We start from the raw sequence: 14,545 nt of genomic DNA on the forward strand, positions 1-14,545 counted from the left end.
TGAACCCCAACTTTAAGTAATTTGAAAAGGTTGGATAGCGGGCGACTTGAAAAAAACAGGGCTGCATAATCAATCAAAACGATAACCGGAAATAAAAGATGACCTATTCATCAATAAGCCATCTTATTTTGCCTGCTTATCAAATACCATGCCGCATAATAGAAACCCTTCCGCTCTGATCCTTTCACCGATCACAGGGAAAAGATCAAATCATCCGAGGTTTAGCCTCTATTCCTCTCCATAGGTTCTTCCTGGAAGCATGGTTTTCATTGGCACGTTATCCGTGGTTTCGATTAATTTTTTCAGCAGCCAGTCTTTCATTTTCGCAATTTCCAAGCGATATCGCTGATCATCAACGACATTCTTTTCTTCCCAAGGATCCGCTGTCAGATCGTAAAATTCATCCTTTTCAAACAAACGGTAAACGTACTTATACTGATCAGAGCGAACCATAAACGCCTTAGAATGCTCAGGCATGCGCGTCTGAGCCTCCAAACGTGGCCAATAGATCGACGCTTTTCCGGTATAGCCTTCCATCGCCTGCTTCTCCCCCTGAATACGGCCGCCTTCACTCAAAACATACTCGTGCAGTTCCATCTCATTTTCAAACAAAGCGGTTAGCGACTTTCCAAACTGAGTGTAATCCAATTCATAGTGAAGCAGATCTGCAACGGTCTGCGGCAAATCGTTCAATTCGATCAGCGATGAACTCGTTCGCGGCTGAAACGGTGTGCCCTGAGCAGGACGAATAATGCATGGAATATGAATAAGACAATCTTCAAACGTATTTTGTGTTTTTTCCACCAAGCCATAATCGCCGGTAAAATCACCATGATCCGCAAAGGCAAGAATGTGCGTATCCTCATAGTAGCCCTGCTCTTTTAAAGCCCCGAGAACACGGCCAAGCTGATTATCCAATTTCGCAATCATCCCATAATACGTCGCCTTGATTTCCTGAAAATCTTTCTCCGTTAACTTTGTTAGATTCTGATTTTCACGAATCCGATAAAGAATGCTCGGCTTATCCTTCAGTTGTTCAATCGGCTTTGTCTGAACCTTAATTTGCGTCCGATCAAACATCGAGAACCAGGGTTCTTCCACCTCATAAGGCGGATGCGGAAGGTTCAATGAAACATAAAGACAGAACGGTTCTTTTAATTCATGATTTTGAATCATCGCCAAAGTTCGCTCGATGACCAGATCATCCTGGGTTTTGGCTGCTGCTTCCTTTGTCATTTCTCCAAAATAGAAAGAATAGTAGTAGGGATTGGCTTTGATTTCTTCTTCTGAAACCGACTGTCCGATTCGATGGATCGCGTTGGTGCTCATCTCACAGCCAATGTATTCCAGATCACAGGTAGCCGCCATTTCCGCCTCATCCTGGCGATCAAAATAATGCGACTTTCCCATTAAATAAACATGATATCCATTCTTTTTTAACGACTTCATCATACTCGGATCTTCTTTTTCCAAGAAATAATGAATCGTCCGATGTCCGTTTGTGTGCGGATACCAGCCGGTATTGAAGCTGCACCGGCTTGGAACGCAGATCGGCGACTGACAGAAAGCATTCTCAAACAGAATTCCTTCTTCCGACAAGGCATCATAATTAGGCGTCGCCGCTTCTGTATTTCCCATGCATCCCAAGCTGTCCGCCCGCAGCTGATCCGCAATAAAAAACAATATATTTTTTCGTTTTTCCATATATTCCTTTCCCGTTCAATAAAATAAGAATTATTCTAAATCTTCACCCTGGGAAACGATGACTTTTTTAGCCCAGTAATAGGAGTCCTTCAGGATCCGCTTTCCGCTTCCGTTGCCTTCATCGTCCATATCAGTATAAATAAAACCATACCGCTTGCTCATTTCGCTTGAAGAACAGCTGACGATATCCAGCGGTGCCCAGAAATAATATCCGCGCAGATCCACACCATCGGCAATGGCTTCCTTCATCTGTAAAATATGCTGGCGATAAAACTCAGGACGGTAAGGGTCATGAATCTGACTGTCTTCAGTCAGCTCATCAGCATACCCAATGCCATTTTCAGTGATATAAATTGGACATTGGTACCGATCATAAAACAGATTCAGAAACGTCCGCAGCCCCAGAGGATCGATGGACCAGCCCCATGGATTCGCCGGCAGCTCCGGATTTCGGAAACCCTCGTTTCCATTTTCATAATGCTGCTGATCACACAATCGCGTATAATAGTACGAAAAGCTGAAAAAATCACAGTGATTCTTTAATTTTTCAATTTCTTCCGTGGAAACCTCAATCTTGAATCCATGATCATCGAAAAAGCGATAAGCATATCCCGGAATTTTTCCGCGCAGCAGAACATCGCCGTAAAAATATTCCATCTGATTATGCTTCACCGTTGCAAGCACATCTTCCGGCTTGCAGGTTGCCGGATAGGCTGGGCCGCCGCACAGCATCATTCCGATTTGATTATCAGGATAGTGCTGATGAGCATAAGCCGTGATCCCTGCACAGGCGATCATTTCATTCATGACCCCCTGATATTTGGCTTCCATCAGATTCTCAACCTTATCCTGAGCTATGCCCAAATGATTAAACGATTCATGTGTGATCAAGTTAATCTGGTTCACAATAATCCATTTTTTAACGCGATCATGATAACGGTCCAATAATACTCTTCCGTATTTCTCGAAAAAACCAATCGTTTCTTTCGAATACCAGCCGCTGTAATTGACTGCCAGATTCAGCGGCATCTCATAATGCGACATCGTGATCATCGGTTCCATCCCATTGGCAAGGATTTCATCAATCAGCCGATCATAGAACCTCAAGCCTTCTTCATTCGGCTTTTCATCATCACCGTTGGGAAAAATCCGCGCCCAGTTGATCGAAGTCCGGAAAGCATTCAATCCTAATCCCTCTTTTCCCAGAAGTTTCAGATCTTCAGCATAGCGGTGATAAAAGTCAATTCCCCGGCGTTTGGGAAAATTCCTGGAATTCTCTTTAATCGCATTCGCAATATATGCAGTCGTTATTTCTTCATTATTTTTCTTGTCCACGGGTATATCGTTTCGAAACTCATTGATATCTGCCAGACACAGGCCTTTTCCGCCTTCAAGATAAGCTCCTTCCATTTGATTGGCGGCAAAACCGCCGCCCCATTGAAAGTGTTCGCCAAACTTTTTCTCAATCATCATTCATCATCCTTCTTTCAAAGCAAAATGATCAATTCTTCAACTAGGATATGAATGGTGTCTGCCGACATCATGAGATCTTCCGCGTGCATCAAGATCATTTTGATTTCGACCGGTTCATCATTGGCCTCCTGCTGGATTAATTTCGCATGAACCTTCTCCGCCTCAATCAGATTGGCATTGCCTTCTTCAAGCAAAGCTTTTGCGTTTGTTTTATCCGCCTGTTTGGCCTGCCGCAAAGCTTCAATAAAACAGGAACGAGCTTCTCCGGCATACGTAATGATCTGAAAACAGATCTCTTCGAATTGTTCTGCCGTCATTGTACGCCCATCACTTTCTTCGCCTCTTCCAGCACTTTTTTACCATCAACCTTCCCATAGGAAAGCATATCGATCAAGACGACAGGAATATCCGGAAATTCCTTAACCAAAGCATCATAGCTGAACCGCAGCTGCGGCCCCACCATCAAAATATCAATCATTCCTCGTTTTTCTTTAACATAAGCATTCCCAACCGCTTCAATGGTGCATTCAAAGCCTTGTTCCTGAGCCGCAGCTTTCATGCGTTTGACCAAAAGACTTGTAGACATTCCGCTTGCGCAGACTAACAGAATATTTTTCATCTTAACCTTCCTTTTCTTTTCAAAGAAAACGCCTTTGTACGCTGAAGAAGTGTCTGTAAACAGCTTCTCCTGCAAAATTAACTATTCAATAGCCGGTTGTTCTCCTTGTTCCTTTAACAGCTGTTTATCATACATTTTGACAAAAGGCAAATACAGAATAACATCTAGGACAATCAACAGGATCCAGACCACAGCCGCTTTCCAATCCAGTGTCGCTAAGGCAAGCTGAATCGGTGAAGGCAAAACCCAAGGGACATTGATGAACATTTTGCCAATCACATTGGTACTCATCAGGAAATAAAATATCGTTGTATTGATCATTGGAACAAAAATGAAGGGAATAAAGAGATAACTGTTTAAAACAATCGGATAACCATAGACAATCGGTTCGCTGATATTGAAAATGGTTCCAGCTCCGCCCAAGCGTGTAATCGCCTTCAAATGATCCGATTTGGCGACGATCAATGCGGCGATGACCAGAGCCAAGGCAGCTCCGCTTCCGCCGGTATTCATGATTGCGTTATTCGGTGAATAACAGAAAATATGGGCCATTTCTTCTCCCGCCGCATGGGCTGCCGCATTTTCTGCCAGATTCATCAGCAGAACAGAACTCATTACAGAGTTGACGATATTGCCGCCGTTGACACCGATAACCCAAAGGGCATTGAGTAAAAAGACGTAAATCAGCATCGCCGGCAAGGTATCCGCTGCACTCAGCAAAGGTTTAAAGACATTGAGAATAAAATCAGGAATGATCACACCCGTTGCCTTTAAGCAGAGAACATTCAGGAAGTAAAACACAAGAATGTTAATTACAAGCGGGATTAACTGTTCAAACGGTGCAGAAACATTCGGAGGCACCGAATCCGGCAATGTAATCTTGATATTTTTCTCAAACAGAACATGTGTGATAAAAACGGACAGGCAGGCAACAAACATTGCGAAGAATAAACCTCGGCCGCCTAAAAATCCCATTGAAATTCCGCCGTCAAAGCTGCAGCCAATCATGAAGAACAAAACCGCAGAGGTCATACAGGATGTCATCTTGTCCAACTTGTAGGAATCGGCAAGATTATAGGTAATCGCCAGTAAACAGTAGACGGAAAGCATATTCATCGTGACGTTGTTGACAACTGCCGCAAAGGTTCCCAAGCTTCCCTGTGCCAGATTTTGCCACAGGACAAGCAGTCCATAGAAGAAATTCCCTTCCCCTAGAATACTGGGATCCGGTGCCGCTGTAATTAAGGTAGCTAAGCCACCCACGATCGTAACTGGAATTGAAATCGTAATGCCTCGTACAATTGCCGATGTAAAATTATTGTTTTGAATGAAAGCCGAGAATTTACCCAGTGGTTTTTCTAATATCCCCATTATCTTTTGCATACTTAAATTTGTAGATGAAATCTACATCCTCCTTTCGTAACGGGACAAAAACTCATGTGTAATCTATTTGCAAATATTTCCCACACTCTCATTCTTACACGTTTTGAGAAATTTATCAACATATATTTGAAATATTTCTTATTTTTGAGAATTTTCCCATTATTCTTGATCTTTATGCTATAATATGAACTATGAATATCATCGATCGAATTAACGCGGCCAAGCCGACCTTCACGAAAAGTGATGAACTGATTTACAATTGTATCAAGGACGACTACTGGATTATCATTCGCGACGCGTCCACCATTGTGGATTTAGCTGAAAAATGTCATGTTTCCAAATCCGCAATTCTGCGCTTTGCGAAAAAATTAGGCTATTCCGGCTATTCTGAGTTTAAATATGATTTCTCAATCGTCGGACACAGCAGCGTACCGGAGGAACTGCACGAAAACAAATTTGATTACATCCTGGATTCGTATACCTTGGCAATTAAAAGCATCCGACAGTATCTGAGTGAAAATGATTTTATCATGCTCGCAAAGGAAGTCATGAGCGCCAAAAAAATCCGACTGTGCGGCTACAATCGGTCAGGATTCACCGCAATGCAATTCAAATACCGTCTGATCAATATCGATATTGAATCGGAAGCGGTGACGGATACTTTAATGCTCAATGTTCTGTCCTCCTCTTCCGCTGAGAATGAGATTTTCTTTTTCTTTACCGTTCGAGGCAACCAATCCACTCCGCTGAATGCTTACATCAAAACTTGTCATGATACAAAAAAGACGGTGGTTGTTTTAACCATGAACCCCAATACTCCGTATAAAAAGTATGCTTCGCATTTCATCTTGCTGCCCAACATCAAAGTAAAAGGTGTATTCTTGGACGAACAAGCAATCTTTCATATTTTTATTGAGATTCTGGTTTCCTATATCAGTGAACGAATTCTGATTGAAGAAAATCAAAGTCCTTCACTTGCAAAATGAACACGCAGGCAAGACCCTTTTCTTTCGGCTTGAGTTTGATCAGCCGTTTATGCGCCATTGTCAATGATTCTTCCCCCTCCTCTGTCGATTATGTGTTGGCGGATTATCTTCTGCAGCATTACAATAACCTGGATTCATTGAACATCTATGAATTTTCTGAAACCTGTTCAGTTCCCCGAAGCAGTATTCATCGTTTCTGTAAAAAGCTTAGCTATGAAAATTTCCGCGATTTAAAGTGTTCTTCCCATCGTGATCAAAAAGCTTACACCTATTTTACTTCACTCTCTGAAAAGCAAGATTTTCGGACATATCTCTCCTTACAGATCACAGCGATGATGGATGACATGAACGCCATCCTCAGTGATTCGCTGCTGCTTGAGCTTGCAATGAAAATTCATGATGCTTCTTCCGTCTATCTTTTATCATCCTACTCTTCAATTTCAGCGCTCAAAGATTTTCAAAGGCCGATGATTCTCTGTCAGAAGCAAATCCACGTTGTTTCCTCACCGCAAGACAGTATTCAGTTAAAACAGGCATCCCCAAAAGACTTGATTCTTGTTGTCTCAGCCATGGGTCGATATGCGGAAAATATTAATCCAGTTTTGACTGCAATCAAGGGAGAAAAAATTTTAGTCACAGCCTCTCATCAAAATAAAATTCATGCGACATATGATCAAATTATTCTAATCAGTTCCATGGATTGTCATGACCGTAAAACCGCCTATGCTAAATATGGAATCAGTTACTTTTTCGATATGCTTTACAGTTTTTATTACCGCCGGTTTGGAATTCCACATCCATAATCGCTGAAAACAGCCGTTTGATCTCAGACGGCTGTTTTTTTAATCTTTATTCTAAATTCTGCCCATTGGAAGCAATCACTTTTTTGTACCAATCGAAAGATTCCTTTTTCATGCGCCGATATGTCCCTCTGCCGCAATCATCAGCATCAACGTAAATCAATCCATACCGCTTCGTCATCTGAATATCGCTCATACTGACAAGATCGAGGCAGCCCCATGTCGTGTATCCCATTAACTCAACCCCATCGCCGATGGCATCCCGCATCGCTTTGATGTGTTCTCTCAGATATGCGATCCGATAATCATCATGAATTTTTCCATCTTCCGCGATGACATCGACTGCACCTAACCCATTTTCCGCAACGAAACACGGAAGATGATAACGATCATACAAGACATTCAGGGCTGTTCGTAATCCCATCGGATCAATAGTCCATCCCCAATCCGAATGCTGAAGATAGGGATTTTTTTGTTGTTTTACGAAATTTTCAACCGGTTCTCTTTTCTCAGGGTCACTGTTGACAACACTGGTAAAATAGTAACTGAAGGAAATGAAATCCACGGTTCCAGCCTTTAGAATCGCTTCATAATTGTCAACGTAGTCGATGGTAATGCCCTGTTCTTCATAATATTGAAGTATAGAATATGGATACTCACCCAACACCATCACATCGTTAAAAAATAAATTGAACTGATCATTTTTCAACGTCAAGAAAACATCTTCCGGCCTGCAGGTCAGGGGATAATATTGAGATCGCTGGGTCATATTGCCTATTTTTATATTCGGTGCTGTATCATGCGCATATTTAACTGTGAGCGCACTCGCGATAAATTGATGATGCAGTGCTTGATGAATGCAGGATAAGCGATTTCTATGACTCTTCTCAACGAACAGACCGCCGCCTAAATAGGGGCACCAACAGATCATATTAATCTCATTGAATGTCAGCCAGTATTTCACCTCATCTTTATATTCATCGATTAAGAATTTGGTATAATTGAGGAAATAATCAATCACTTTCGGATTTTCCCAGCCGTTCAGCGTTTCCGTTAAATAAGCCGGTATATCATAATGAATCATCGTTACTAAAGGTTCAATACCATAGCGATGACATTCTTTAAAAATCCGATGGTATAATTCAACACCTTCTTTTAACGGTGTTTTTTCTGTTCCTGTGGGAAACAATCGTGACCAGGCAATCGACATGCGGTAAGTCTTAAACCCCATTTCGCCAAACATTCGAATATCCTCTTGATAATGATGATAAAAGTCACTGCCCCGTCGGAAAGCAAGATTGGCTTGTTCTTCCTGCTTTTTGTTCTCCCAATATTCTGCCTCGGTGATCTGCATGAGATTTTTTCCTTCTCTTTTTGCAAAAGGGATATGTTTCAGGTAATCCAAATGAGAAGGTCCGCGTCCTCCCTCATGAAATCCGCCTTCAACTTGTGCTGCTGATGTCGCCCCACCCCACAGAAAATCTTTGGGAAATTCATTATTCATTCTTTCAGCCTCCTTTGTTTTCTTCATCTTATCACTACCCTATTTTCAAAAGGGTACCATATTCTGCAACCTCCAACATAAAACATCCGCAGCACTACAAGCTGCGGATACTTTATCAGATATTGACTTGTTATTTTTGTAACCTATTATTGCTATTTTAATTCAATCTAATAGCTCATTTTCTGATAATCAATATTTCGAGATAATTTCTTCCACCATCGCATCAGCACTTCCCCTTGGAAAATAAGTCACATAGGATTCAAAGACTTTACCATATTCATCTTGGTTCACCGCATAATACAAAAATCCATTAGAATAAGCTTGTAAGATCGTGGGCGTTAAATCTTGATTCCGTAATTTCTTGCCTAATACGCTGTCTATCTCACAAGGCACGGTAACAATGCGAAATCCGCCAAAATCATAAATAAAACAGTCGCCTTCATATCGGAGTTCATCATGCGATAATTTTTCTTCAATATCATACAGAAAACAACCTGAAATCAGTTCATATTCCTTGGTCTGTTTACCCAATGTTTTTAATTTCTCGGTTAATTCTTTCTTTTTATCCCAAAGGTAATCGCTTTTTTGTGGATTATAATGAATGGAATGAGTGATCTTTTTAATTTTAACTTCCTCCGTTTTTAATTCAATCGGATGATTGTGATAAATTAACTGTGCCCCGATGCCTTCTCCATATCTTATGCATTCATTCCAGTCTACCCCTTTTTTTAGGAGCCGAGGGCTGACATCTCCGGCTTCCCCATTCATAATCATGACCGGAGTTCCATTTATTCCCTGAATGTAACGACGCATCACCCCGAAGAAATCACTCGTGAAATATCGGTTCTGGACGCCGATCAAAGAAGGATGACAGGCCAAGTTTAATAAACGAACAAGGGGAATTCCAGATACTGTTTTAAAAGTCAAGTCCAGACACTGATCAAAATATTCTTCTCCTGGACGATTTCGATTGTTATAATAACCTTTTATTTTGTATTCATCCAGAAAGACACGTGCTGGCTGTAAATGATCTTTTGCCAATTGGAACGCCCAAATCATTTTATTTGCAAGCCAATCCCAATATTCTTTGTCTGGATTTTGACTTAGATTCATCCCGTGAGAGGTAAGCGGGCTGTTGTGAGTATGGATGCAGCTTATACAGATTTGCTTAGCTTCTAAGCCAGTCGCCTTTGTAATCTTCCTTTTACAGTAGTCACAAAATTCTTTCTCGGCAATAATCATATCTAATGTATAAAACACGACAACTTGTCCTGATTCGATGACCAGAGTTTCCAACAATAAATCATCGCGCGCTCCCTGAGCTATGCGACTTCCTTTACCAGCTTGTTGTTTTTGAGCTTCTGTTTGATTGATCATAAATCGATCTTCACTGTACCCCTCCATCAGCGTTGGAAAAAAGGGGAGTGATGATGTCTCGCGTATGACAGATTCTCATCTATCGCTCACCAAACTTCCCCATTGGATTTGATAAACTTAGAATACCAATAGAAGCTGTCCTTTTTAATTCGTTTTAAATCGCGGATTTCCGCATCCGTGGTATTCACAAAGACCAATCCATAACGCTTGGCCATCCCATTACCTGTACTTAATAAATCCGTAAAGCTCCAGGGATTATAGGCGATGACTTCACAGCCGTCTTCGATTGCGAGCCCCACTTGAAAAATCTGATTTCGAAGAAAGTTAATTCGCTGTTGATCATGAACACCACCATCTTCCGCGATCTCTTCGTGGGCACCGTAGCCATTCTCAGTAATCATCATCGGCAGATGATAATGATCGTTGACATATCTCAGCATATACCGCATCGCCACCGGATCAATTTCCCAGTCCCAATCATTCGTTTGGACATAGGGGTTAGGGGCAAGCGCATAAATCCCAGGATAGACCGGATAAACGAATTCGCCTTTTCTCCCGCTTTTGTTCAATTGCAACTCTTTCATTTCTGAACCCTTATCTGCCGCCTTTGCCACATTGCTGCGATAGCAGTTCAGTGCGATAAAGTCGATCTTGGCCTGTTGGATCAATTCCATATCCCCAGGTCTAATGTCCGGATCAATGTTGTATTCTTTCCAATAGCGTTGAATAAATCCGTTATATTTTCTAAAAACATAAAGATCATTCCAAACCTTTTGCGTTAGTTCTTCTGCATTCATTGCGGCAATCTGATCTGCTGGCTTGCAGGTTTCAGGATAAATCGGAACATAGCCGGGAACAGGTCCGATTTTGCCGTCAGGCACTAAGCGATGACAGGCAATGACTGCTTTCGCATGGCAAAGATTCATAATATGATTAATTTTCCACTTGTCTTTAAACCAATCCGAACACCCTTTAGATACACCCAGCCAATCGCCGTAAACGATCTGCATATTCTGTTCGTTCAGGGTGAGCCAATATTTAACCCGATCCCCAAAATTCTCAAAACAAACCTGACAGTAGTATTCAAACTCATCAATCACACGTCGGTCTGACCAACCGCCCTTTTTTTCATCTACCCAACAAGGCATATCATAATGATAAAGCGTTACAATGGGAGTAATGTGATTCGCGATAAGGGCATTGATCAAATGATTATAGAATTCAATTCCTTTAGGATTCACTCTGCGACTTTCATCCGGAATAATTCTCGACCAGGCAATGGAAAATCGATAACTTGACAACCCGCACTCCGCCATCAGGCTGACATCTTCCTGATAGTGATGATAATGATCTGCCGTTATGGAGTTGTCCGTATAGGGCTTTTTCGTTTGACTGTTCAAGTCGATGATGGCTGGGGTTCTGCCGCCTTCATTGACCGCTCCTTCTACTTGCCAGGCTGCAGAGCTTGCACCCCACATAAAATTTTTTGGAAACCTTGGTTTTTCTTGATAGTTCATATCCAGTCCTCCTTCTGGTTGGATTAACTATAACAAAACCACGATCACCAAGGGGGTGCAGAATTTGCTCCCTAAACTTTGATTCCATATTTTTGAATGTATGTACTATAAAGCAAATCGAAGAAATACATCAATCCATATTTGCCGCAAACACTTTTTACATGGGTATAATCCTTACTGCCCAGATAAAAAACTTTATCATAGCCTTCCGTTATTTCCGGATGATGGGAAGTTGTGATCAATAATTTACTCGCCTTGCTGGTTTTTATTAAATCATGAACGCAAGCCGCAAAATTACCGGAAGCCGATACTGTAACCAAAAGATCATTTTGCTGCATATTGGTGATGACCTTGTCATGAACTTTCCGCTCCGACAAAATTCTAATCAGCTTTCCGCTAAGCACCATGGGACGCTGAAACTCGGTCACCTCCATCAGCGTTGAATACGAAGAAAGAAAAATGATTTTTGAGCTTTCATAGATTTTATCCGCAATCTGCGCAATGTTTTCTTTCACAGATAAACACTCGAATTCCTGGACCATTTCTTCCAATTCATTTTGCATCCAGGATTCAAAATCCGGTCTCATTGCAAATTGCAGAAAATAATTATATTGATAATTAAAACGCTTAAATTCTTCCTTTAAATCTTTGAAGTTATCATAGCCTAATCTCTGACAGAATCGCCTGACGCTGCTTCTTGAAACAAAGCATCGGTCAGCTGCGTCATAAATGTTTAATTCACCAAGTTTTGAATAGTTCTCAAGAAAATATCTTGCTAAAATAAAATCCGGGTGATCAGCCTTACTGTCATTTAAAATAGAAAACAAAGAATGAACCAAATCAAGTCTATCTGCTGCCATAAGTTGCTCCTTTAAACCATTATAGCAATTATCGAATTTACCATCAATGTTGGATTCTTTGAACTAGTTTCCCAATCCAGCAGAATTTTCCTTATCAGTGCATTAAGCGCTGAATACGTTTCTAACATTCTCTGATTGAGTAATCTTTACGTGATTTTTCTTTCATTAAATTTAAACATCAATCGATAAACTCCGGACCTCTTCATCGTGATGCAAGGTCAACAAAAAATTATTAATCAGCTATTCTTTTTATTAGAATGAGTTCAATAGTTTTTTCGTTTAAGCTTCCTATTATCAGACAATAGGTGCTTACATGGAAGTGACCGGCCCTAGCAATGATCAGATCATAGACGATTTTCTCCTAAGGCACTCCCGCTTGCTGAGATGTTCCAAAACACATTTTGCTGATTTTCAATACCTTCATTTCCTGTCATTTTCTCAATTAAAAATGAGTCCCATTTCTGGAACTCACCTGCCTCTTTCTTGTTTCGGCTTTTCTCTCACGCACACGATTTAACTGCTGACATGAATGATATCAGGATCAGCCCGCTTTCAGCTCCGGCAGAAGCCTGGCAAAATCATCGGCTGGCATCGGGCGATGGAAGTAGAATCCCTGGGCAATATCACAGTTCATCTGTTTCAGAAGATTGGCCTGTTCTTCTCCTTCCACCCCTTCACAGATGACTGTCATTTCCGTTTCTTTTCCCATTTCAATCACTTTTCTCAGAATCACCTGCCCGCGCAGGTTCTCATAATCCGCAATCAGGCTTCGATCAATCTTCAGAATATCGGCAGCGACCATGCTTAAAAAATTCAAAGCGGTATAGCCGGTCCCGAAATCATCAATCGCTAACAAAAAACCTTCGTGATGGAGCTGTCTTACCAGCTCCATTACTTCCTGATTGTATTCAACAAACGCGCTTTCCGTCAGTTCAAAGACAATCAAGTTATGTGGAATGCCCCATTTATCGACCACCGCGCAGAACCGTTCAAAGTACTGCGGATTTCCGAGATGCTTGCGTGACTGGTTAATTGAAATCGGGATTCCCTGCTTCCCCTCATCCAGCCAGATTCGCATTTGCCGGCACAGCAGCTTCAACATATAGAAATCAAAGTCCAGGATGAACCCGGTTTGTTCAAATAATGGAATGAACTGACCCGGCAGTTCGATTTCATCTTCTTTGCGCAGCCAGCGAACCAGCGCTTCTCCGCTGATGACCTTCTCACTTGTCAACTCTATCTGCGGCTGGATATACAGCTGAAACTCTTGATCTCGCTGCATCGCTCGGCGGGCATCATCCAGCAGCTGCTGATCATTAAACTGCTGATCTGCCATCTGGGATTCAAAATACCAGTACTGACTTTCCCACCGATTCTCTCGATGCCAGCTCTGAGCCGTCAGAGCTTTATCCAGCATATCCTTCACTTCCTCATGCTTGCCCGGCTGCGTCACATACAAGCCGGCCCGATAGCTCAGCTGCAGATGCAGACGATCCCTCAACGAAGAATCTACCAATTTCTTTTCCATCTCCCACAGCCGCTGATCCATGTCTTTTTTACTGGTGTATACCATCAAGACAGCAAAATTATCCCGTTCGATATGACCGCAGACTTCTAATTCCTGACACATCTGTTTCAAGTTATCAGCGATATTCTTCAACACCTGATCTCCCATCACATAGCCATGGATCTGATTCAGATAGCGCAGACGGTTAATTCCAAATTTCATAATCACAAACTGCTGCGTCGGATTTTCGTTCAGAATCTTCCTGACTGCCAGAACAAAGCCTTCCAGATTCAGAATCCCCGTCAGAGAATCTGTGCAGCGGACTTGTTCCAGCTCACTGTCGGCCATTTTCCGAATGGCCTGTCTAAACTTTTGATAATTGAGTTCAGACTCACTGCCATTCAACAGAGATTTCTCTGAATGAAGCAGAACCGGGACAGAATGATGCATATGCACCAGTTTCCAGTCTGTTCCCTGAAGCGAGAAGATCAGAGTAAAACGCAGCGGCTTTTCCTCAATCCCGCTTTGCAATACAGATTTAAGGGTCAGCAGTGCGGTCACACAGACACTTTTATCATCCAGCAGCTGAACTTTAATCCGGTCTTCCTGAATTTCAAAAGGATTAGGATCCCCCTGATCTCCCTTTCTGATCCGGCGGATCAGACTTTCTGCATCACTTCCAGACTCATTTTTTCCAGCCCCAAACCAGGTCATATCCCGGGCCAGCCAATCTGTCAGCATTCCATCCTCATCCCGATAACCCAAATACAGCTCAATCAGTCTTCTGGACAGTTCTTCAAATTCGGGTTTCATCT

The 14,545-nt window shown here is 42.0% G+C and carries 12 protein-coding genes; 2 read left to right on the forward strand and 10 right to left on the reverse strand.

The genetic code is table 11. The annotated features are described in order from the left end of the window. Positions 1-228: 228 nt before the first annotated feature. The 5 genes from MCG46_RS15785 to MCG46_RS15805 form a co-directional block, all read right to left on the reverse strand. Positions 229-1,704 carry a sulfatase-like hydrolase/transferase gene (locus tag MCG46_RS15785; protein ID WP_240280822.1) on the reverse strand — a complete coding sequence of 492 codons (1,476 nt, stop codon included), beginning with the start codon at positions 1,702-1,704 and terminating at the stop codon, positions 229-231. A gap of 30 nt (positions 1,705-1,734) precedes the next feature. Next, complete coding sequence (locus MCG46_RS15790; protein WP_430622668.1) at positions 1,735-3,177, reverse strand: glycoside hydrolase family 1 protein; 1,443 nt, start codon at positions 3,175-3,177, stop codon at positions 1,735-1,737. Between the two features lie 14 nt (positions 3,178-3,191). After that, positions 3,192-3,494 (reverse strand): PTS lactose/cellobiose transporter subunit IIA, encoded by a 303-nt coding sequence (locus tag MCG46_RS15795; RefSeq protein WP_240280823.1) that lies wholly within the window; start codon positions 3,492-3,494, stop codon positions 3,192-3,194. Next, the gene (locus tag MCG46_RS15800; protein WP_240280824.1) at positions 3,491-3,796 is read right to left on the reverse strand and encodes a PTS sugar transporter subunit IIB; all 306 of its coding nucleotides are present in this window, start codon (positions 3,794-3,796) and stop codon (positions 3,491-3,493) included. The genes MCG46_RS15795 and MCG46_RS15800 overlap by 4 nt, the downstream gene beginning before the upstream one ends. Before the next feature lie 81 nt (positions 3,797-3,877). Then, positions 3,878-5,167, reverse strand: a complete 1,290-nt coding sequence (locus tag MCG46_RS15805) for a PTS sugar transporter subunit IIC (protein ID WP_240280825.1) — start codon at positions 5,165-5,167, stop codon at positions 3,878-3,880. 203 nt (positions 5,168-5,370) lie between these two features. Between MCG46_RS15805 and MCG46_RS15810 the strand changes: the two genes are divergently transcribed. Further along, on the forward strand, positions 5,371-6,165 hold the full coding sequence (locus tag MCG46_RS15810) for a MurR/RpiR family transcriptional regulator (RefSeq protein ID WP_240280826.1): 795 nt from the start codon (positions 5,371-5,373) through the stop codon (positions 6,163-6,165). Continuing rightward, on the forward strand, positions 6,162-6,968 hold the full coding sequence (locus MCG46_RS15815) for a MurR/RpiR family transcriptional regulator (protein WP_240280827.1): 807 nt from the start codon (positions 6,162-6,164) through the stop codon (positions 6,966-6,968). Before MCG46_RS15810 ends, MCG46_RS15815 begins: the two co-directional genes overlap by 4 nt. Positions 6,969-7,014: 46 nt before the next feature. Here the strand turns inward: MCG46_RS15815 and MCG46_RS15820 are convergent, their stop codons facing one another. The 5 genes from MCG46_RS15820 to MCG46_RS15840 all read right to left on the reverse strand — a co-directional run bounded on the left by MCG46_RS15820 (position 7,015) and on the right by MCG46_RS15840 (position 14,543). Further along, positions 7,015-8,469, reverse strand: coding sequence for a glycoside hydrolase family 1 protein (locus tag MCG46_RS15820; protein ID WP_240280828.1), 1,455 nt, complete (start codon positions 8,467-8,469; stop codon positions 7,015-7,017). A 189-nt stretch (positions 8,470-8,658) separates the two neighbouring features. Further along, positions 8,659-9,846 (reverse strand): hypothetical protein, encoded by a 1,188-nt coding sequence (locus MCG46_RS15825; protein WP_240280829.1) that lies wholly within the window; start codon positions 9,844-9,846, stop codon positions 8,659-8,661. Positions 9,847-9,932: 86 nt separating this feature from the next. Further along, positions 9,933-11,363, reverse strand: coding sequence for a glycoside hydrolase family 1 protein (locus MCG46_RS15830; RefSeq protein ID WP_240280830.1), 1,431 nt, complete (start codon positions 11,361-11,363; stop codon positions 9,933-9,935). 71 nt (positions 11,364-11,434) lie between these two features. Next, a complete protein-coding gene (locus MCG46_RS15835; protein ID WP_240280831.1) occupies positions 11,435-12,223 on the reverse strand; it encodes a MurR/RpiR family transcriptional regulator in 789 nt (262 codons plus the stop codon). 541 nt (positions 12,224-12,764) lie between these two features. Continuing rightward, entirely contained in the window at positions 12,765-14,543 is a 1,779-nt protein-coding gene (locus tag MCG46_RS15840; RefSeq protein WP_240280832.1) for an EAL domain-containing protein, read from the reverse strand. Positions 14,544-14,545 lie beyond the last annotated feature (2 nt).

The sequence above is a fragment of the Holdemania massiliensis genome, assembly GCF_022440805.1.
Classification (GTDB): Bacteria; Bacillota_I; Bacilli_A; order Erysipelotrichales; family Erysipelotrichaceae; genus Holdemania; species Holdemania massiliensis_A.